The following is a 20,135-nucleotide window of genomic DNA, read 5'->3' on the forward strand; positions in this document are numbered from 1 at the left end:
GACGACGAGGAGCTTTTGAGAAGCTCCTCGTCGTCCTCAATTTTTGCGGATCAGGGGAGAGGGTCGACCACGACCGGCATCTCCTGCGTGTCCACGCCCAGCACGGCCTGCTCGTCGGGGCGGTGCACCAGCACGTTGCGGATGTAGCTGGCGACGGCCTCGTCGATGCCGACGTCGCGGCCGTTGTTCTCCGAGATGAACCAGGCGTGCTCCAGAACCTCGTGGAAGATCTCGGCCGGCGCCAGTTTTCCGCGCATCTCCAGCGGCACCGCGCGCACCACCGGCTCGAAGCGGCGGGCCAGCCACTCGTGCGAGATCACGTCTTCGTCCACGCCCTGGCGGTCGGTGGCGGCGCGGTAGGTGTCCAGGTCGTTCAGTAGCCGCCGGGCCTGGTTCTCCTCCACGTCCAGACCGGTCAGGCGCAGCAGTCGCCGCCGGTGGTGACCGGCGTCGACGACCTTCGGCTGGATCTCGATCGAGGTGCCGGTGACGTCGGTGTTGATGTTCAGCTCACCGACGTCGAAACCCAGGTCGTTGAGCCGCCGGATGCGTGCGTCCACCCGCCAGCGGTCGCCGGTCTTGAAGGCCTCCTTGGCGGTCAGCTCGCCCCAGAGCGTGCGGTAGCGCTCGATGAACGCGTCCGACGTCTTGACCGGGTCCAGGCTCTCGTCGAGCAGGCCGCCGGCCTCCAGGTCCATCAGCTCGCCGGCGATGTTGGTGCGCGCCAGGTCGAGGTCGTGCTCGCGCTGGCCGCGCGAGAGGGTGTCGTAGAGGTCGCCGGTCTCGGCGTCGACCAGGTAGGCCGCGAAAGCGCCTGCGTCCCGCCGGAACAGCGTGTTCGACAGCGAGACGTCGCCCCAGTAGAAGCCGCTCAGGTGCAGGCGCACCATCAGCACGGCCAGGGCGTCGACCAGCCGCATGGCCGGCTCGGGGCCCATGGTCTGGGAGAACACGGCGCGGTAGGGCAGCGAGAACTGGAGGTGGCGGGTCAGCAGGACCGGGTCGAGATCCTCACCGTTGACGTCGGTGCGCCCGGTGATGATGCCGAGCGGTTCCACCGCGGGCAGCCCGAGCCGGCGCAGCAGACGCAGCAGGCCGTACTCCCGCCGGGCGAACTCCTCGGTGATCTCCTTGGCGGCGATCACGTTGCCGGAGAGCTGGACGAAACGCACGATGTGCCGCGAGATACCGCGCGGCAGGGTGGCCAGCCGGTTGGCCGGCCAATTTTCCAGCGGAACGTCCCACGGCAGGTCCAGTAGTGCCGGATCCGGTGCCGCGGAAGTGATCTGGAGTGTTCGTGTGGCAGTCATCTCTGAGAACCCCCGCTGCGCGCGGGCTGTCACCGTGCCGACCGGGCCCGCAGGCCCGGCCGGCACGGATCGGCCGTGCTGAGCAGTGATCGAGATCAGGCGCCGATGCGCTCGCCCGACTCGGTGCTGAACAGGTGCGTGTGGCCTTCCTTGGCCTTGAGGTGGACCGTCTGGCCCTTCTCCGGGGGACGACGGCCGTCGACGCGGGCGATGACCGGGAGGTCGGTGCCCTCGCTCTTCAGCGTGCCGTGCAGGTAGGCGTCGGCACCGAGGACCTCGACCAGCTCGACCTGGACCGGGAGGCCGTGGTCGGACAGGGAGAGGTCTTCCGGGCGAACGCCCAGCGTCACGTGGCGGCCGCCGGCGTTCAGCGTCTGCTCCGAGATGCGGTACACCTCGTCGCCGAACTGCACACCGCCGTTGACCACGGGAAGGTCGAGCAGGTTCATCGCGGGCGAGCCGATGAAGCCGGCCACGAACGCGTTGTTCGGGTGATCGTACAGCTCACGCGGCGAGCCGACCTGCTGGAGGAGACCGTCCTTCAGCACCGCGACCCGGTCACCCATCGTCATGGCCTCGGTCTGGTCGTGGGTGACGTAGACCGTGGTGACGCCCAGACGCCGCTGGAGAGAAGCGATCTGGGTGCGGGTCTGGACACGCAGCTTGGCGTCCAGGTTGGAGAGCGGCTCGTCCATCAGGAACACCTGGGGCTGGCGGACGATCGCCCGGCCCATCGCCACACGCTGCCGCTGACCACCCGAGAGGGCCTTCGGCTTACGGTCGAGGTACTCGGTCAGGTCGAGGATCTTGGCCGCCTCGGCCACCCGCTGCTGGATCTCGGACTTGCTGACACCGGCGATCTTCAGGGCGAAGCCCATGTTCTCGCCGACCGTCATGTGCGGGTAGAGCGCGTAGCTCTGGAACACCATGGCGATGTCGCGGTCCTTCGGCGGCATCTGGGTGACGTCCCGGTCGCCGATCAGAATCCGTCCTTCGTTGACGTCTTCGAGACCGGCCAGCATGCGCAGAGAGGTGGACTTGCCGCAGCCCGAGGGCCCGACCAGTACCAGGAATTCGCCGTCCTCGATCTGGAGGTCGAGCTGGTCGACGGACGGCTTGGTGGCGCCCGGGTAAACGCGGGTCGCCTTGTCATATGTGACGGTGGCCACTTTGCCACTTCCCTTCACCGGCAGGAACGTGCCGGACGATCCGAGTGGAGGGTGAAACCCGGTCGCCGGTCGGCAACCAGGTTGAACCGGAAATTCGCCGGGCCCGCGGACCCGGATGGAGCTATGACCGGTCGACGCGGGGGCGCCGTCGGCCACGGAGTACATCTAAGACGGTCGGGCGCCCTCCGGCATAGGGGTAGTCGGTGTCATCTGCATCCCACTGTGCGCGTTTCCGTGACGGGTGGTGCACGGTAAGTTCACCAGGAGGGGTGTGAGGAAATCGCCCGGCCGATTCGTCGTGAATGCCGCTTTCTCTCTGCTCTCATGTAATCCCCACCCACGGAGCTTCCGCAGGAGTCCGGCCGATGGCGACAGCACCACGCGCCCGGCTCGCCGACATCGCCGTGCAGGCCGGCGTCAGCGAGGCCACGGTCAGCCGTGTGCTGAACGGCCGGTCCGGGGTGGCCGAGGCCACCCGTGAGGCCGTACTGACCGCGCTCGACGTGCTCGGCTACGAACGCCCGGTGCGGCTGCGGCAGCACTCCGCCGGGCTGATCGGCCTGATCGTGCCGGAGCTCGACAACCCGATCTTCCCGGCCTTCGCGCAGGTGATCGAGTCGGCTCTGGCGCACCACGGCTACACCCCGGTGCTGTGCACGCAGACCCCCGGCGGGGTGCGTGAGGACGAGTACACGCAGATGCTCACCGAGCGCGGGGTGGCCGGCATCGTCTTCGTCTCCGGGCTGCACGCCGACACCTCCGCCGATCCGGCCCGGTATGTCGCGCTGCGCCGGCGCGGTCTGCCGATCGTGCTGGTCAACGGCTATGTGGATGGGCTGGACGCGCCCTTCGTCAGCAATGACGACGTGACCTCGATGGACCTTGCGGTGAATCATCTGGTGGCGCAGGGGCACCGTCGGATCGGCCTGGCGCTGGGTCCGCGGCAGTACGTCCCGGTGATCCGCAAGATCGACGGCTACCGGCAGGCCATGCTCCGGCACCTGGGCAATGCCGACGTGGACGGCTGGGTCGAGTGCTCGCTGTTCAGTGTGGAGGGCGGGGCCGCCGCGGCGCAGCGGCTGATCGACGCCGGGTGCACCGGCGTGATCTGCGGCAGCGACCTGATGGCGCTCGGCGCGATCCGGGCGGTGCGGGACCGGGGCCTGGAGGTGCCGGCCGACGTGTCGGTGATCGGTTACGACGACTCGCCGCTGATCGCCTTCACCGACCCGCCGCTGACCACCGTGCGGCAGTCGGTCCAGGCGATGGGGGCGGCGGCGGTACGGGCCCTGCTCGACGACATCCACGGCGGCAGCCCGGGCAGCTTCGCGCCGCGCACCGAGTACCTGTTCCGGCCGGAGCTGGTGGTGCGGGGTTCCACCGGGTCCGTTCCGGTGTGATTCCGGACACGTTCAGGGGTTCCTCTTCGGGCAGCGGCTACCTACTCTGGGCAAGGGGGCCGTGACATGTCCAAGCCTCGGGAGGTTCTGCGCATGCGGATCAGTGATCTTCTCCGGCGGAAGGGCGGGCTGGTCGTCACCATCGACCCCGCGCGCCCGGTCACCGAGCTCCTCGACCTGCTGGCCACGAACGGCGTGGGCGCCCTGGTGGTGTCGGCCGACGGGCAGACGATCGACGGCATCGTGAGCGAGCGCGACGTGGTGCGCAGACTCCAGCGCTTCGGCCCCGGCCTGCTGGAAGAGCCGGTGAGCGAGATCATGAGCCGCCAGGTGCAGACCTGCCCGCCGGACACCGATCTGGACGAGCTGATGCGGCTGATGACCAACGGCCGGTTCCGGCACGTGCCGGTGGTGGACGGTGGCCGCCTGGTCGGCATCGTCAGCATCGGCGACGTGGTGAAGCACCGCATCGACGAGCTCGAGGGCGAACGCGACCAGCTCCAGGCGTACATCAGTACCTGACGCCGGCCCGCCGGGGCAGGACGCGCGACGCGTGGTCGGGCGAGTGGCTACGTGTTGTCGGTCGTTTGGCCTACCGTGTTCACCATGCCGCACGATGCAACCGCCCGTGCAGCAGGCGAGACCGGGCGGATTGGCCAGTACCGCCTCGTCCAGCGCCTGGGGGAAGGCGGGATGGGCGTCGTCCACCTCGGACTGGACGCCAACGGTAAGGCCGTCGCCGTCAAGGTGCTGCGCCCGCACATCGCGGGCGACCCGGACGCCCGCCGTCGCCTCGCGCGCGAGGTCGCCACGCTGCGCCGGGTCCGTCACCCCCGGGTCGCCGGGGTGCTCGATGCCGACGTCGAGGGCGATGTGCCCTATGTCGTCACCAGCTTCGTCCCGGGCAAGACCCTGGAGAAGCACGTGCGCGACCACGGGCCGTTGCCGCGCGGCCACGTGGCCCGCATCGGCAAGGTGCTGGCCGACGCGCTGGGCACGATCCATGCCGCCGGTGTGGTGCACCGCGACGTGAAGCCGGCCAACGTGATGCTGCTCGACGGCGAGCCGGTGCTGATCGACTTCGGCATCGCGCACGCCGCCGACGAGTCCCGCATCACCCACACCGGTCTGGTCATGGGCACGCCCGGCTACCTGTCGCCCGAGATCATCGGTGGTGACCCGGTCAGCGCGGCCACCGACTGGTGGGGCTGGGGCGCCACCCTGGCCTACGCCGCCACCGGCCGCCCGCCGTTCGGCACCGGGCCGATCGAAGTCGTGCTCGACCGGGTGCGGCGCGGGGTCACCGATCTCGACGGCGTCGACGAAGGGCTGCGCGCCACCCTGACGGCCGCGCTGTCGGTCGATCCCCGGGTGCGTCCGCACCACGACGAGCTGATCGCCGGCCTGGCCGCGTCGGCACCGGTGCGGCCCACCCCCACCACTGGTTCGAACCCGCAGCTGCCCTCCTGGGGCGGGCGCGGCGATGTGTACGTGAGCCCCGACGAGGAGACCCGCCGCACGCCGTTCCCGGGCGAGGCGATCTTCGCGCAGCAGCCGGTGAAGCCGTCCGACTCCACCGCGATCCGGCTCCCCGACGGCCCGGACCCCGACGAGGTGGCCACGGCCCGCACGCCCCCGCCGGGATTCGCCGACGCCAAGACCTCGGTGATCCCGCCGGACGCGGTCGGCTCCAGCTCGAACATGCCCACCCATGTCATCCCGCCGCCGTCGGCCCACGCCGATGCCGCCACGTCGGTGATCCCGCCGACGGGTGGGGGCAACAACGACGCCACGTCGGTGATCCCGCCCTACCAGGGCGGCGGTAGCGACGGTGCCACCTCGGTCATCCCCCCGACCTGGGGCACGCCGCCGCAGGCCACGCGGCGCTTCGACCCGCCGGCCCAGGCGCGGCAGAACCAGCAGAACGGGCAGCAGAACGGGCAGGGCCCCGCCAACGGGTTCGACTCGCGGGTGCAGCAGGCCTACGGCGCCCCGGCCAACCCCTACGGACCGCAGAGCCAGCAGGGTCAGCACGGTCAGCAGAACCAGCACGGTCAGCAGGGTCAGCACCAGCAGGGCGACCCGGCCCGGCGCGGGTCGGCGCCGGTGCTCCAGAAGGGCCGCCCGATCGGCGACGACCCGAACGCCCCGCAGGAGCACCACGACGAGGAGACCGCCGGGGGCGTGCTCGAGCGCCTGCCGCTGGGCTCCAGCAAGGCGTTCCTGGTCGGTCTCCTGCTGGCGGTCGCCGGGATCGGTGCCGTCGCCCCCTACGGCGCGGTCTGCATCGTCGGCATCGGCATGCTCGTCGCCCGAGTGGTCGACCGCACCAACACCGCGCTGCTGGTGCGCCGCGACTCGCACGGCTCACGGCCCAGCGACGGCGTGGTCACGTTCCTGTCGATGCCCTGGCGCATCCTGAGTTCCGCCGTCTCCACGATCTTCTCGCTGATCCTGCCGTTGCTGATCGGGGTGAGCGTGGCCTTCATCGTGGCCGCGGCGCAGACCGGTGGCACGCCGTCGGCGGCCATCCCCGGCGCTCCGGTGCCGCTCGCCGTCGGCATGGCGGCGCTGGTGCTCACGGCCTGGTGGGGTCCCGGTGGTGGGCCGGTGCGGCGCGGCGCCGAGAAGGTGGTCTCGTCGATCACCGGCAACGCGCAGGTGCGGGTGGTCGGCTGGGCGGTGCTGGTTCTGCTCCTGATCTCGGTGCTCACGGTGCTGAAGAACGCCGATCACCTGCCGGACTGGGGTCCGCTCGAGGGCACCGACCTGGTGCAGCAGCTGAGCGCGGAGTAACACGGAACATTCGCGAAAAGGGGTCCCGGTCGACGGGGCCCCTTTTTTCGTCGTCGATCTCCGGTGGCCGGTGCGGAGTTAAGTGGCCCCCGATTCACGATTTCCGGTGAAACCCGACTAATCCACTTTCGGTAGGGGGAGAAACCCCCATCTTTCCGGACGGCTGTCCGAAAGCTGGCCACCGGAAACCATTATCGGTGTGATGAGTCGGGGATAACGGCATAAGAAAGTAATGCGACATAAGCGATCTGCCGTGCCTGAGTGGAATAATCCGATTGCTATGTATGAGCTGTGTCACCTGTAGTAGTGATATGCCGCCGCAGAGGTGGATTCAGCTGGTGCAGACGTGATCGGGGTGCCTAGTTTCACCCTGTGACAAATGGACCGCGAACCGTATTGCTAGGGGCGAGCGGCTACCTGGGACGGGTGACGGCCCGCGCCCTGGTGGATCGCGGCCTCATGCCGACCCTGGCCGGCCGGGACGGCCGCCGGCTGTCTCAGCTCGCCTCCGAACTGGGCGGCCTGGACTTCCGGATCGCCGACGCCGCCGACCGTGGCTCGCTGACCGCCCTGATCAACCCGGGCGACGTCGTGATCAGCACGGTCACCCCGTTCCGCACCCTGGGCGAGGAGGTGGTGCGGGCCGCGGTGACCCGTGGCGCGCACTACCTCGACGTCGCCCCGGAGCCGCCGCACATCCGCAAGGTGTTCCAGAAGTGGGGCCGCCCGGCCCGCGAGGCCGGCGTGGTGGTGATGCCCTCTGTCGGGTTCAGCTTCACACCCGGCAACATCGCCGGCGCCGTGGCCCTCCAGGAGGCCGGCCCGCAGGCCACCCGCGTGCAGGTGGCCTACTTCGTGCTCGGCGACTTCGAGCAGAACTCGTTCAGCGCCGGGGTTCTCGACTCGGTGACCGGCGCCCTGTTCGAACCCGGCCTGGTGCGCCGGGGTGGGGTGATCGAGGCGGAGATGCCCGGACGCCGCGAGCGCACCTACGTGATCGACGGGATCGAGCGGTCCGCCCTCAGCGTCGGCGGCTCGGAGCACTTCGCCCTGGCCCAGTTCCAGCCCCAGGTGCGCGACGTGGACGTGTACATCGGCTGGCTGCGCCCCGACCCGAAGGGCCGCTCGCTGCTGCCCAAGTCGGCCACCAGCACGGCCCGGCTGTCGCCCGGCCGGGCGATCACCAAGATGATGCACCGCCGCCTGGTCGCGGCCGCCGAGGAGGGCCCGGACTCGGCCGGCCGCACGGCGATGGTCAGCATGGTGGTGGCCGAGGCCCAGGACTCCTCCGGCAACACCCTGTCGCGGGTGACCCTGACCGGACCGAACCCCTACGACCTCACCGCCCGCCTGCTCGCCTGGCACGCCTCCGCGGTGCCGAACTGCGGCCCGCAGGTGGCCGGTGCGATCGGGCCGGTCGGGGCGTTCGGCCTGACCGCCGCGGTCGAGGGGGCCCGGCAGGCGGGACTGGAGCGGGTGGACTGAGAAACCCCGTGATCATGCACGATTCGTGCATGATCACGGGTGCGTCTCAGCCGACGCCGACCGGACGGCGCTCGCCCTCCTCGACCTCCGTCGCCGGTCGCAACGGTGACGGCTCGACGAACAGCAGCCGGGCCAGCGGGACCGGCAGCCACCAGTTGTACCGGCCGAACAGCGACACCAGCGCCGGCACCAGCAGCGAGCGCACCAGCGTGGCGTCGAGCAGGATGCCCACGCCCAGCGAGGTGGCCAGCACCTTGATGTCGGTGTCGGGCGTGGAGGCCAGGGCCGCGAACGAGAAGAACAGGATCAGCGCGGCCGAGGTGATCAGCCGGCCGGTGCGTCCCAGGCCCCGTTCGATGGCGATGCTGGTGGACCCGGTGCGGTCGTACTCCTCGCGCATGCGGGCGAGCAGGAACACCTCGTAGTCCATCGACAGGCCGAAGAGGAACGCGAAGATCAGCACGGGGAGCCAGAACTCCATCGCGCCGGTCTCGCTGACCCCGAACACCGCCTGCGACCCGTGACCCTCCTGCCAGAACCAGGTGGCCAGGCCGAACACCGCGGCCAGGCTGACCAGGTTGAGCAGCACGGCCTTCAGCGGCAGCAGCACCGAGCGGAAGGTACGCACCAGCAGCACGAAGGTGATCAGCGCGATCAGCGTCAGCACCAGCGGGAAGCGGTCGTAGACGGCGTTCTGGTAGTCCTGCACCACCGGTCCGGCCCCGGCCAGGCCGCGGTAGCCCGGCAGGCCGCTGACGGCGTCACGCACGTCGTCCGTGATCGCCACCGACGTGTTGTCGACAGTCTCGTGGTCGGGCACGATCACCACGCCGGTGAGGCCGGACGGCGACGGCTCGAGCGGCACCGCCAGCCGCACCCCCTCGACCCGGGAGGCAGCCTCGGCCACGGCCGGGGCGTCGGCGGGCGAGGCCACGGCGGCGGTGATCGGTGACAGCACCCCGCTGCCGACGCCGCCCTCGCCCAGGTCGGTCAGCGCCTCGTGGGCGGGGCCGGAGTCGGCGAGCGAACCGGAGCTGGTCATCCCGAACTGGAGGCCGAAGACCGGTGCGACGGCCAGGCCCAGCGCCGCGATCCCGACGCCGGCCGCCACCCAGCGGTAGCGCACCACACCTCGGGCCCAGGCCGACCAGGCGCGAGAGGCGTTGCCCTCCTTGCGGATCCGCGGCCAGTCCACCCGAGGACCGACCAGGCTGAGCAGGGCCGGCAGCAGGGTGAGCACCACCATCGTGCTGACCAGGGGGATGAGCATGCCGCCGAAGCCCATGCTGCGCAGCATCGGCACCGGCACCACGACCAGCGCGATCAGGCTGATCGCGACGGTGACGCCGGAGGCCAGCACGGCGTGCCCGGCGGTGCGGACGGCGGTGCCCACGGCCTCGTCGTTGCTCATCCCGTGTGCGCGCTCCTCCCGCCAGCGCGACACCACCAGCAGCGAGTAGTCGATCGCCACGCCGAGACCGATCAGCGCGACCAGGAACTGCACCACGAAGGACACGTCGGTGATCTCGGTCAGCCCGAGCACCACCAGGAAGGTGGACAGGATCGCCACGGCGGCGACCAGCAGCGGCACCAGGGCCAGGAACGAGGCGAACACGAAGATCAGCACGACCAGGGCCCCCACCGCCCCGATCAGCGTCTCGGCCAGCACGCTGGGTCCCTCGGTGTCCTCGGCCGAGTCGGTGGACAGCTCCAGGTAACCGGTCGTCCGGACGTCGAGCCCGGTCTGCTGCGCGGCGGTGGCCAGGGTGCTCGCGAGCTGGTCGGCGACCGGGTCGGCCCAGCCCTCCGGGGAGGGCGTGAACAGGAGGCTGAAGGTGCTGCGGCCGTCGTCGGTGAGGAAGCGCTCGTCGCCGGTCTGCGCGTAGCCCAGCACCTGAGCCCCGGGCAGGGCGGCCAGCGCCTGGTCGATCCGCGCCGCCTCGTCGCGATGTTCGGCGATGGTCTCGCCGGCCGGTGCGGTGTAGACCGGCACCCGGGACATCTCCCCGGTGATGCCGTAGGCCTCGCCCAGGTCGACAGCGGTCTCGTAGCCCTCCTGGCCGGGAAGCGAGAAGTCGTAACTGAGCCGGTCCGGCACGGCGGAGGCGGCGCCCACCCCGGCGACCAGGGCGGCCAGCCAGAAGCCCACCACCCACCAGCGATGTCTGACAACGAACGTGGCCATGCTTGTCATGGTTGTCTCCGAGTTCCCCTGACCCAGCAGAAAGTGCGGCCGGCCACGAACCCCCGGGGCGCGGTCACGCTTCCCGAGTATGAGCACCCGCCGTGTCCGTGACGATCAGGGATCGCCCTGATCCGTCCCCCGGCAAGCCCCCAGCAGACCGACATACCGGCCCTCCGGGACGAAGCCGTGTCATCTCGGAATCAATTGCTGCACGGGACTTTTTGAAAATTGTCAGCCGTCCCGTGTCGCCCTGGGGGCCGGGGGCCGGGGTTCATAGACTGCGGACGAGGAACGCGACGAGGAGAGTCATGCCCCGAGGAGATCTGCGCCGCTCCAGGCGTGAGCCGGCCCAGGTTTCGGTGGCCGAGTCGGAGGCCCGGCACCGGGCCCTGCTCGGCGCGCTGCCCGACGGGGTGCTGCTCCAGGACCTGAACGGCGCCGTGCTGCTGGCGAATCCGCGCGCCGGGCGGCTTCTCGGCCTGTCGCTGCTGGAGGAGCCCGTGCCGGCTCTGCCCGGGGTTCCCGGCCAGCGGCGCGGTGGCGGGTCCGGGGTGATGCCGACAATGATGGACGACGAGGAGCCCGGCGAGGCGCCCCGTCCGGTCATCGACCTGCGCTCGGCCCGGCTCGACGGGGTCACCAGGATCAGCGCGGCCGCGCTGCGCAGCGGCCAGATGCAGAGCGGATTCGCCGATTCCGAGGTGAACGCGGGCGGTTTCGGTGAGTCCCCGCTGCTCCAGGTCACCTCGATCCCGCTGCTCGGCGACGACGGCCTGCCGCGGGCGGTGGTGAGTTCCGTGTCGCCGGCCGCCGACCCGGTGCCCAGTGCGCCGGCCCAGCTGCCCGGCGGCGACGACATCTTCCGCCGCGCCATGCAGCACAGCCCGGTGGGGATCGCGGTGGCCGCGCTGAACGGCCGCTTCCTGCGGGTCAACCGCACGCTCTGCCGCATGCTCGGCTACCGGGCCGACGAGCTCCAGGCCCGGGCCCTGGCCGACGTGGTGCACGCCCAGGACGTGGACGCGGTGCGCGACCGGATCGCCGGGCTGATCGCCGGGGACATTGATTCCCTGCGCCTGGAAAGGCGTTTCGTCGGTCTGGGCGGCATGCACCTGTGGGGCACGCTGGTGGTCACGCCGATCCGTGACTCGGCCTCGCGCCCGGTGCAGCTGGTGGTGCAGATCGAGGACCGCAGCGACCTGTACCAGGCCCAGAGCCTGATGACACACATGACCCTGCACGACCGGCTGACCGGTCTGCCGGGCCGCCCGCTGGTGCTGGACCGGGTGCAGAAGGCCCTGGACCGGGTGCGGGCCGGTGGTCCACTGGCGACCGTGATGCACTGCGACGTGGACCATTTCCGGGTGGTGAACGACAACGCCGGCTACGAGGACGGCGACGAGGTGCTGATCGAGATCGGTCACCGGCTGGCCGGTGCGCTGCGGCCCGGCGACACCGCCGGGCGGCTGGGCGGCGACGAGTTCGTGGTGGTCTGCGACGACCTCGCGGACGAGGCCGAGGCCGGTGCGCTCGCCGATCGGGTGCGGGCCGCTGTTCGTCGTCCATTGATTCTGGGGGGCCGCACGCTGCGACCCACCGTCAGCATCGGGATCCGGCTGTGCGGGGAGCCCGAGACCGATCCGCTGATGCTGCTGCGCGACGCCGAGATCGCCTGCCAGCAGGCCAAACGCGGTGGACGGGACCGTTGGGACACGGCCGGGCCGGAGGTGCTGCGGACCGCGGCAGAGCGCCTCGACCTGGAGCACGAGCTGCGGATCGCGATCAGCGACGGTGAACTGGAGCTGCACTTCCAGCCGATCGTCGGGCTGACCGGGCAGCGGGTGATCGGGCGGGAGGCGCTGGTGCGCTGGCGGCATCCGGTGCGCGGCATGATGCCCCCGGTCGCCTTCCTGCCGGTGGCCGAGGAGTCCGGGCTGATCGTCGAGCTCGGCGCCTGGGTGCTGCGGGCCGCGGTGCGGGCCGCGGTGACCAGCCAGGAGCCGGGCTATGTGGCGGTGAACGTGTCGCCGAACCAGCTCCTGCGGCCAGGTCTCGCCGACCAGGTGCACCTGGTGCTGGCCGCCAGCGGGCTGGAGCCCGGTCGGCTGGTGCTGGAGCTCACCGAGTCGGTGGTACTGAGCACGGCCCCGGCCGCCCGGGAGGAGCTGGAGCGGCTGCACGCCCTCGGCGTGCGGATCGTGGTGGACGACTTCGGCACCGGTTTCTCCGCCCTGTCGTACCTGCGTGACCTGCCGGTCTCCGGGATCAAGGTGGACCGCAGCTTCACCTCCGGCCTGGGCGAGGACCCGCGCTGCGACCGCATCGTGGAGGCCCTGGCCGGGCTGGGCCGGGGACTCGGCATCGACGTGGTGGTGGAAGGGGTCGAGACCGAGCACCAGGCGGCCCTGCTCGCCGGGATCGGTGTCGAGCACGCCCAGGGCTACCTGTTCGGGCGGCCCGGGCCGAGCTACGAACTGCTGCCGGCCTGAGTCGGGCGGGGGCGCACCGACCGGTCGGCCCGACCGGTAGAGTTCTGCGTGCACGCCCCGCCCGCTTAGCTCAGTTGGCCAGAGCAGCTGTCTTGTAAACAGCAGGTCGTCGGTTCGAATCCGACAGCGGGCTCCCAGTGCCCCTCACCAGGGCATCACCGTCCCGTCCCAGCTGAAGAACCCGCCGGTCGGCCCGGCATCGGCCAGCAGGGCCAGCCGCACCGCGCCCTCGGCCGCCTCCGCCGGGTCCTCGCCCAGGTCACGCGCCCGGTCGTTCAGGTCGGTCGCGCGCAGCCCCGGCGCCAGCGCGTTCACCCGGAACTCCGGCAGGGCCTGCGCGTACAGCGCGGTGACCAGGTTCAGCGCGGCCTTCGACGAGCGGTAGCTGATCGCGCCGGGCGACAGCGCGGCCGGGGCGGCGGTGGCTGCCGCCCGCACCGCCTCGTCGGTGCTGGCCCCCAGCGAGGCGGTGCCGCTGGACATGTTGACGATGCGCGGCGCGGGTGAGCGGCGCAGGGCGGGCAGGAAGGCGTTGGTGACCGCGACCACGCCGAACACGTTGGTCTCGTAGGTGCGGCGGAAACTGTCGACGCTCGCCTCCGGCCCGGTGGCGCCGTCGGTCATCGTTCCGGCGTTGTTGATCAGGATGTCCAGGTCGCCGACGGTGCGGGCGGCCCCGGCGATGCTCGCGGAGTCGGTGACGTCGAGGACGACCAGGTGGCTGTCGCCGCCGATCTCGTCCACGGCTCGCTGCCCGCGGGCGGCGTCGCGCGATCCGACGTGCACGGTCAGCCCGGCCGCGACCAGCTGCCGGGCAATTTCCTTGCCGATTCCCTTGTTGGCGCCGGTGACCAGCGCGATCGGGTTGCTCATGGCCCTCACGCTGCTCCCGGCAGCCGGCCGGATCCAGGTACAACCAGTCCGACGGAGAGAGAGCCCGCCGTGCCCCGTACCGAACTCGCCCGGTTTCTGCGCGACCGGCGGGAGGCGCTGCGTCCCACCGACGCCGGGCTGCCCGGCGGCCCGCGCCGGCGCACGCCCGGCCTGCGGCGCGAGGAGGTGGCCGAGCTGGCCGGGATGTCGGTCGACTACTACGCCCGGCTGGAGCAGGCCCGTGGCCCGCGTCCGTCGGCGGCGGTGCTCGACGCTGTCTGCTCCGCCCTGAAACTCGGCCCGGCCGAGCGGATTCACCTGTTCCGCCTGGCCGGCAGCGCACCCACGGCCCCGGCCGGGCCGGCCCGCCGGGTGCGGCCGCACGTGACCGGGCTGCTGGGCCGGATGCCCGGCACCGCGGCCGTGGTCACCGCCGCCAACTACGACGTGGTGGCCTGGAACCCGCTGGCCGAGGCGCTTCTCGGGCCACAGGCCGGGCGGAACCTGGCTCGCAGCAGGTTTCTCACCGACGATGGAGCGAAAACCTCTACCGCGCCGGAGTTCGCCGAGATCGTGGTCACCCGGCTGCGTGCCGCTGCCGTGCGTTATCCGCACGACGAAGCGCTGAAGACGTTGCTGGACGACCTGTTCCGGGGCAGCGAGGAGTTCCGTGGACTCTGGCGGGCCAATCCGGTGCGGTTGCCCGGCCATCAGGTGAAGACGCCGGAACACCCACGGCTGGGGCGTCTTCGGCTGAACTGCGACGTGCTCGCGGTGCCGGAGGACGACCAGCAGGTGGTCTTCATCACCGCCGATCCCGGCAGTCCGTCCGAGCGGGCCCTGCGTCACCTGCACAGAACCATGGACGACGATGAGCCCGTGAAAGCCCATCGTCGTCCATAGTTCTCGGGTTCTGCTACTTGACGCCGTACTGCTCGCAGGCCTTCTTCAGCTCCTCGGTGGTGCAGACCTTGTCGGCGGTGGTCGCGCCGTCGTCGAGCACGTCCTGCACGTTGTCCGCGTAGATCGCCTGCGGTTCCAGCAGCACCGAGGGCACCTCGGTGTTCAGCTCGGTGTCGGTCGACGTGCCGGAGGCCAGGGCGTCGGCACCGGCCGTGTCACCCTTGATCAGCTTGACCGCCAGGTCGGCCGCGGCGGCGGCCTCCTTGTTGATCGACTTGTAGACGGTCACGCACTGGTTGCCGAGCAGTACCTGCTGAAGACCGTCATCGGTGGCGTCCTGGCCGGTCACGGCCACCTCGCCCTCGCGGCCCTGGCTCTTCAGCCGGGCGATCACCGCACCGCCCAGGCTGTCGTTGGCCGCCGCCACCCCGACGAAGTCGCCCTTCAGCTGGGTGTCGATCTGCTCGAACAGCACGCCCGCCTTCTGCGTGTCCCAGTCCGGCACGTCCTGGTCGGCGACCACGTCGTAGCCGGCCTCGCGGATCACCTTGTCGTAGCCCTGCTTGAACAGCGTGGCGTTGTTGTCGGTGGGCGAGCCGTTCAGCTCGACCACGTCACCGCTCGTCTTTCCCTCGTCCTGAAGGCATTTCACCAGGCCCTTGCCGATCGTCTCACCGACCAGCACACCGTCGACCGACACGTAGTACTTGGCCCCGCCGCCGAGAGTGAGGCGGTCGTAGTCGATCACCGGGATGCCCGCGTCGGTGGCCTTCTTGATCACCGCGCTGCCCGAGTCGCTGTCCAGGTTGACGATCAGCAGCACGCTGACGCCCGAGCTGATCATGCCGTCGGCGATGGTCTGGAACTTGGCCTTGTCACCGCCCGCGTTCTGGATGTCGGCCTCCACCCCGGCCTTCTCGAACGCCTCGGTCAGGGCCGGGCGGTCGGCGTTCTCCCAGCGGGGTGACGACGCGGCGTCGGGCAGGATCACCCCGACCTTGCCGTCGGCGGAGCTGTCCCCGGTGCCCGTGTCGCCGTCGTCGGAATCACCCCCGCAGGCCGAGAGCGTGAGTACTGCCGCCGTGCCGATCGCCGCTGCGGCGAGGAGATGTCTGCGCATGGATCCGGTCCCTCCCTCTGCCCGGCGTCACTGCCGGAGCGAAGCAGGCCCCCCGGGGAGCCTGAAGGACGTCACGACCCGGATCGGGGTCGTGACGCGGATATGTTGCGGAAGGGAACTTATGCCCGGATCGCGAGGTTGCGCCAGCCTTCAGGGCCGGTCGGCGGTGCGGCGCAACCAGTAGAGGCCGATCATCGGCAGGATCAGCGGAATGTAGCCGTAGCCCTGGCCGAAGTTGGACCAGACCGTCTGGTCGGGAAAATCGCCGGAGTCGGCCAGCGTGAACACGCCCACAGCGATCACGCCGATCAGCTCGAAGGAGCAGGTGGCCAGCGCGACCTTGCGCCAGCCAGGGCCCGGGCGGGCCAGGGCCAGGGTGGCCACGACATAGACCACGCCGGACAACAGCGACAGCAGGTAGGCCAGCGGGGCCTCGTCGAACTTGGTCAGGATCTGGGTGATCGCGCGGGCCGTGGCGGCCAGGGCGAAGATCGCGTAGACGGCGACGAGGAGCCGCCCGGGGCCAGAGGTACGGGGGTCATCCACCGACGGTGCTCCAGATCTGAAACATCCGGGCCGTCATCACGGCCACGGCAAAGCAGGCAATGAACATCACCAGGACGCTGGTCCTGGAGCGGTCGGCCGCCGACCAGAACACGCCGGCGGGCAGGATCAGCAGCTCGCTGGCGGCGTAGGCGATGAAGGTGGCCGTCTCGTCCGGCCGGTCACCGCCCGCCACCGTCACGATCGCCACGATCAGCTGGACCAGCAGCAGCACCTCGAAGGCGACCAGGGTCAGCAGCATGGCATTGCTGGCCCGGCGGGCGCGGGCGAACAGCACCACGCTCCAGACCGCGGTGACCAGGCCGAGGGCGATCACCAGGCCGGACAGGATGCTGCTCACGCACGCACTCTAATGGGGACACATCACGGTCTCAGGGCGGGTGCCTGTGGTCCGGACGGCTCCCTGTAAGAGGATGAGGTCATGTCTTACGTGGTGATCAACGTGCTGACCGTCCCGGGTGGACGCGGCGAGGTGCTGGAGCAGCGGTTCTCGAACCGGGCCGGCATGGTCGAGAACCAGGCCGGCTTCGAGCACTTCGAGCTGCTGCGCCCGGTCGAGGGCATCGACCAGTACCTGGTGTACACCCGCTGGAAGACCAAGGACGACTTCGAGGCGTGGCAGGCGTCCCAGGCCTTCCAGCGTGGTCACGCCGGTGCGGACCGGCCCACCGGTGACACCCCGGCGGCCACCGGTTCCAGCATCTGGGCGTTCGAGGTCGTCACCGAGGCCTGAGAACCTGGGGACGTTTGCCCGCACGGTGCATCGCACCTCACGTTTGCGTTTCGGGCGGACGTCTTCCCGGGTGGGAGGGGTTCGGCGCGTGCTCCGGTCTGAGGGGCTCCGGTCTGAGAGGTTCAGGCCGGAGGGGTTCAGGCCTGAGGGGCGCGTCCCGGCGGGAAGCCGCCGGTGGCGATCGGGCCCCAGCGTTCCGGCGTGATCCGGATCAGCGACTTGCCCTGCTTCACCATGGCGGCCCGGTACTCGTCCCAGTCCGGGTGCTCGCCGGAGATGCAGCGGAAGTACTCGACCAGTGGCTCCACCGAGTCGGGCAGGTCGATCACCTCGGCGGTGCCGTCGACCTGGACGTAGGGGCCGTTCCACTCGTCGGACTGGACACAGACCGACGCGGTGGGACGGCGCCGCAGGTTGACCGCCTTGGCACGCTCGGGGTAGGTCGAGATGACGATGCGGCCCTGCGGGTCGACCCCGCAGGTGACCAGCGACAGCTGCGGGCTGCCGTCGGAACGGGTGGTGACGAGGGTGGCCCGGTGCCGCGGGCGGACGAAGTCGAGCAGCTCGGGCAGCTCGACGCGGGTGGCGGTGGCGATGGTCGGCATGGCGGCAATCTAACCCGCGGACGCTCTCTTAACGTGGCTCTGACCCGGCACCCGCCGGTCGTTGCCTAGCCTGCGGCGCATGCGATACACCAAGCGTGTCCTGGCAGGTGCCGTAGCGGGGCTGGTGCTGTGCGGCGGCCTGGCCGTCTCGGCCTCGGCCGGCGAGCCCACCACGGTCTCTTACACGGCGAGCGAGGCGGTCATCGCCAATCCCGAGCGGGGCTTCTACCACCACACCGAAACCCATTACCGGGCCGACGGATCCGGCTACACGCCGCTCGACGCCGAAACCCTGGCAGGTTACCGCGAGGAGGGCGTCACCCAGATTCTGCGGGTGTTCTACCTGGAGAAGTTCGCCGCGGACGACACTCTCGACGAGGCCTACCTGAAGCTGGTGCGGGCCGATCTCGAAACCGCCCGCGCGGCCGGGGTGTCGGTGATCGTCCGGTTCGCCTACGCACAGGGCGGCGACTATCCCTACACCGCGCCCTACGGCGACGCTCCCCTCGACACGGTGCTGGCCCACATCGCGCTGCTGAAACCGGTCTTCCATGACTACGCCGACGTGATCGCCCTGGTGCAACAGGGTTTCATCGGTCTGTGGGGTGAGGGGTACTACACCGATCACTTCGCCGCCGACCCGTCCGACCCGGGCACGCTCACCCAGGCCGACTGGGACCGGCGCAACGCCGTGCTGAAGGCACTGCTGGCCGCGGTGCCCGACGAGCGCATGGTGGCCGTCCGCACGATGTTCGCCAAGCAGCAGTACCTGGACTCCGACGCCGCGCTGACGGCGGGGCAGGCGTACGACGGCAGCGACGCCGCACGCATCGGCCATCACAACGACTGCTTCCTGGCCTCCGCCGACGACTACGGCACCTTCCTGTCCGACCCGATCACGCTCGACCAGGAGTACCTGGAGGCCGACAGCGCCTACCTGCCGGTGGGTGGTGAGACCTGCGGCGTGAACGCGCCCCGCTCGGAGTGGGCCAGCGCCTCGGCCGAGATGGCTCGCTACCACTACAGCTATCTCAACCGGGATTACCACGCCGACGTGCTGAACTCGTGGGGGGAGGACGGCCTGGACGAGACCGCGAAGGAGCTCGGCTACCGGTTCGTGATGACCAGCAGCGACGTGGACGGCGCCACGGTGTCGCTGGGCGTGCGCAACGACGGCTGGGCGGCCCCGTACAACCCGCGCACGGCCCGGCTGGTGCTGAAAGACGGCGAGAACAGCTACACCGTCGGCTTCGACGCCGATGCCGACGTGCGTACCTGGGCGGCGGGGGAGTCGGTGGCGCTCACCGCGACGGTGCACGACGTGCCGGCCGGCACCTACGACGTGTACCTCGCCATCCCGGCGGACGGCGAGGCGGCGGACAACCCGCTCTTCGCGATCCGCACGGCCAACGAGGGCACCTGGGACGCGGAGAGCGGGCTGAACGACCTGGGGCAGACCGTGACCGTGTCTCAGTAGCCCAGGTAGACCGCTGACATGTCCTTGTCGCCGTGGCCGGCCTGCTCGGCCCGCAGCAGGTGCTCGCGGGCGATCGCGACGAAGGCCGGGTCGGCCCCGGCGGCACGGGCCCCCTCCTCGATCAGCGTGGCGTCCTTCACCGCGCCGCTCAGCGTGAAAGCCGGGTCGTACGAGCCGTTCAGCATGGCGTTGCCCTTGATGCCGAGGTAGGGGGCGTCCACGGCCCCGCCCTTCACCGCGTCGAGGAACAGCGCCGGGTCGAGGCCGAACGCCTCGGCCGTACGCAGTGACTGGGCCAGACCGTCGACCACGGTCAGCACCCAGCCGTTGGCCACCAGCTTGAGCCGGGTGCCGGCCCCGGCCTCGCCCACCCACAGCGTGCGCGAGCCGATCGCGTCGAGAACCGGTGCCACGCGCGGTTTCGCGGACTCCGGGCCGGAGGCCAGCACGGTCAGGGTGCCCGCCTCGGCCGGGCCCTTGGTGCCGAGCACCGGCGCGTCGACGTAGACCAGGCCGTGCTGTCCGGCCAGGGCGGCGAGCCGCGCGTCGCCCTCGACGCCCACGGTGCTGGTCTGGATCCAGATCGTGCCGGGGGTCAGGGACGGGGCGGCCTGGTCGATCGCGGCGGCCACGCTGTCGGCGTCGAACAGCATGGTGACGACGATGTCGGCGCCGCTCACCGCCTCGGCCGCGGAGGCCAGAACGGTTGCACCGTCTTGTGTCAGAGGATCGGCCTTGGCCTGCGTGCGGTTCCAGGCCCGCAGGGTCAGGCCGGCGGCGGCGATGTTGCGGCCCATGCCCAGGCCCATGGTCCCGGTGCCGAGCAGGGCGACGACGGGCGAGTTCTCGAAAGCTTCGGTCACCAGCGGGACGTTACGCCCGGCCGGAGCTCTTCGCCGTCCACAATTGGGGTCGCACGCGGTTGCGGTCGGTGATCACGGATGATGATCGCAGTGCGGGCCGGGCAAGGAAGCGCGGATTTTATGCACGCAATACGGTCGAAATCGGATTAAACTCGCCAAAGGG

Annotated in this window: 17 protein-coding genes and 1 tRNA gene; 9 read left to right on the forward strand and 9 right to left on the reverse strand. The window is 70.6% G+C overall.

Going from position 1 to position 20,135, the window contains the following annotated elements:
• Positions 1–50 precede the first annotated feature (50 nt).
• Complete coding sequence (locus tag KIH74_RS01980; RefSeq protein WP_214153801.1) at positions 51–1,310, reverse strand: DUF4032 domain-containing protein; 1,260 nt, start codon at positions 1,308–1,310, stop codon at positions 51–53.
• 95 nt (positions 1,311–1,405) lie between these two features.
• Positions 1,406–2,479: an ABC transporter ATP-binding protein gene (locus tag KIH74_RS01985; RefSeq protein ID WP_214153802.1), complete on the reverse strand. Its 1,074-nt coding sequence runs from the start codon at positions 2,477–2,479 to the stop codon at positions 1,406–1,408.
• Positions 2,480–2,844: 365 nt separating this feature from the next.
• Here KIH74_RS01985 and KIH74_RS01990 point away from each other — a divergent pair, with 365 nt between their 5' ends.
• The 4 genes from KIH74_RS01990 to KIH74_RS02005 all read left to right on the forward strand — a co-directional run bounded on the left by KIH74_RS01990 (position 2,845) and on the right by KIH74_RS02005 (position 8,160).
• Complete coding sequence (locus KIH74_RS01990; protein ID WP_214153804.1) at positions 2,845–3,879, forward strand: LacI family DNA-binding transcriptional regulator; 1,035 nt, start codon at positions 2,845–2,847, stop codon at positions 3,877–3,879.
• A 93-nt stretch (positions 3,880–3,972) separates the two neighbouring features.
• A complete protein-coding gene (locus tag KIH74_RS01995) occupies positions 3,973–4,401 on the forward strand; it encodes a CBS domain-containing protein (RefSeq protein WP_372491987.1) in 429 nt (142 codons plus the stop codon).
• An 84-nt stretch (positions 4,402–4,485) separates the two neighbouring features.
• Positions 4,486–6,675: a serine/threonine-protein kinase gene (locus tag KIH74_RS02000; RefSeq protein WP_214153807.1), complete on the forward strand. Its 2,190-nt coding sequence runs from the start codon at positions 4,486–4,488 to the stop codon at positions 6,673–6,675.
• Between the two features lie 372 nt (positions 6,676–7,047).
• A complete protein-coding gene (locus tag KIH74_RS02005; RefSeq protein ID WP_308113512.1) occupies positions 7,048–8,160 on the forward strand; it encodes a saccharopine dehydrogenase family protein in 1,113 nt (370 codons plus the stop codon).
• A gap of 46 nt (positions 8,161–8,206) precedes the next feature.
• Here KIH74_RS02005 and KIH74_RS02010 read toward each other — a convergent pair whose 3' ends face one another.
• A complete protein-coding gene (locus tag KIH74_RS02010) occupies positions 8,207–10,345 on the reverse strand; it encodes an MMPL family transporter (RefSeq protein WP_214153811.1) in 2,139 nt (712 codons plus the stop codon).
• Positions 10,346–10,653: 308 nt separating this feature from the next.
• Between KIH74_RS02010 and KIH74_RS02015 the strand changes: the two genes are divergently transcribed.
• Together KIH74_RS02015 and KIH74_RS02020 are read left to right on the forward strand one after the other, a co-directional pair.
• A complete protein-coding gene (locus KIH74_RS02015; protein ID WP_214153813.1) occupies positions 10,654–12,834 on the forward strand; it encodes an EAL domain-containing protein in 2,181 nt (726 codons plus the stop codon).
• Between the two features lie 59 nt (positions 12,835–12,893).
• Positions 12,894–12,967 (forward strand) — tRNA-Thr (locus tag KIH74_RS02020).
• An 11-nt stretch (positions 12,968–12,978) separates the two neighbouring features.
• Here KIH74_RS02020 and KIH74_RS02025 read toward each other — a convergent pair.
• On the reverse strand, positions 12,979–13,707 hold the full coding sequence (locus KIH74_RS02025; RefSeq protein WP_214153814.1) for an SDR family NAD(P)-dependent oxidoreductase: 729 nt from the start codon (positions 13,705–13,707) through the stop codon (positions 12,979–12,981).
• A gap of 69 nt (positions 13,708–13,776) precedes the next feature.
• Between KIH74_RS02025 and KIH74_RS02030 the strand changes: the two genes are divergently transcribed.
• The gene (locus KIH74_RS02030) at positions 13,777–14,610 is read left to right on the forward strand and encodes a helix-turn-helix transcriptional regulator (protein ID WP_214153816.1); all 834 of its coding nucleotides are present in this window, start codon (positions 13,777–13,779) and stop codon (positions 14,608–14,610) included.
• Positions 14,611–14,623: 13 nt separating this feature from the next.
• Here KIH74_RS02030 and KIH74_RS02035 read toward each other — a convergent pair whose 3' ends face one another.
• The 3 genes from KIH74_RS02035 to KIH74_RS02045 form a co-directional block, all read right to left on the reverse strand.
• Entirely contained in the window at positions 14,624–15,730 is a 1,107-nt protein-coding gene (locus tag KIH74_RS02035; RefSeq protein WP_214153817.1) for a sugar ABC transporter substrate-binding protein, read from the reverse strand.
• A 150-nt stretch (positions 15,731–15,880) separates the two neighbouring features.
• Positions 15,881–16,276: a hypothetical protein gene (locus KIH74_RS02040; RefSeq protein ID WP_214153819.1), complete on the reverse strand. Its 396-nt coding sequence runs from the start codon at positions 16,274–16,276 to the stop codon at positions 15,881–15,883.
• Positions 16,269–16,634, reverse strand: coding sequence for a hypothetical protein (locus tag KIH74_RS02045; protein ID WP_214153821.1), 366 nt, complete (start codon positions 16,632–16,634; stop codon positions 16,269–16,271). Before KIH74_RS02045 ends, KIH74_RS02040 begins: the two co-directional genes overlap by 8 nt.
• 81 nt (positions 16,635–16,715) lie before the next feature.
• On the opposite strand from KIH74_RS02045, the gene KIH74_RS02050 reads away from it, so the two are divergent.
• Positions 16,716–17,027 carry an antibiotic biosynthesis monooxygenase family protein gene (locus KIH74_RS02050; RefSeq protein ID WP_214153823.1) on the forward strand — a complete coding sequence of 104 codons (312 nt, stop codon included), beginning with the start codon at positions 16,716–16,718 and terminating at the stop codon, positions 17,025–17,027.
• Between the two features lie 137 nt (positions 17,028–17,164).
• On the opposite strand, the gene KIH74_RS02055 is transcribed toward KIH74_RS02050, so the two are convergent.
• Positions 17,165–17,632, reverse strand: coding sequence for a PPOX class F420-dependent oxidoreductase (locus KIH74_RS02055; protein ID WP_214153825.1), 468 nt, complete (start codon positions 17,630–17,632; stop codon positions 17,165–17,167).
• 79 nt (positions 17,633–17,711) lie between these two features.
• Between KIH74_RS02055 and KIH74_RS02060 the strand changes: the two genes are divergently transcribed.
• Positions 17,712–19,109 carry a DUF4832 domain-containing protein gene (locus KIH74_RS02060; protein WP_214153826.1) on the forward strand — a complete coding sequence of 466 codons (1,398 nt, stop codon included), beginning with the start codon at positions 17,712–17,714 and terminating at the stop codon, positions 19,107–19,109.
• Here KIH74_RS02060 and KIH74_RS02065 read toward each other — a convergent pair.
• A complete protein-coding gene (locus KIH74_RS02065; RefSeq protein WP_214153828.1) occupies positions 19,103–19,972 on the reverse strand; it encodes an NAD(P)-dependent oxidoreductase in 870 nt (289 codons plus the stop codon). The genes KIH74_RS02060 and KIH74_RS02065 overlap by 7 nt on opposite strands.
• Positions 19,973–20,135: the final 163 nt, after the last annotated feature.

Source organism: Kineosporia corallincola (assembly GCF_018499875.1).
Taxonomy (GTDB): Bacteria; Actinomycetota; Actinomycetes; order Actinomycetales; family Kineosporiaceae; genus Kineosporia; species Kineosporia corallincola.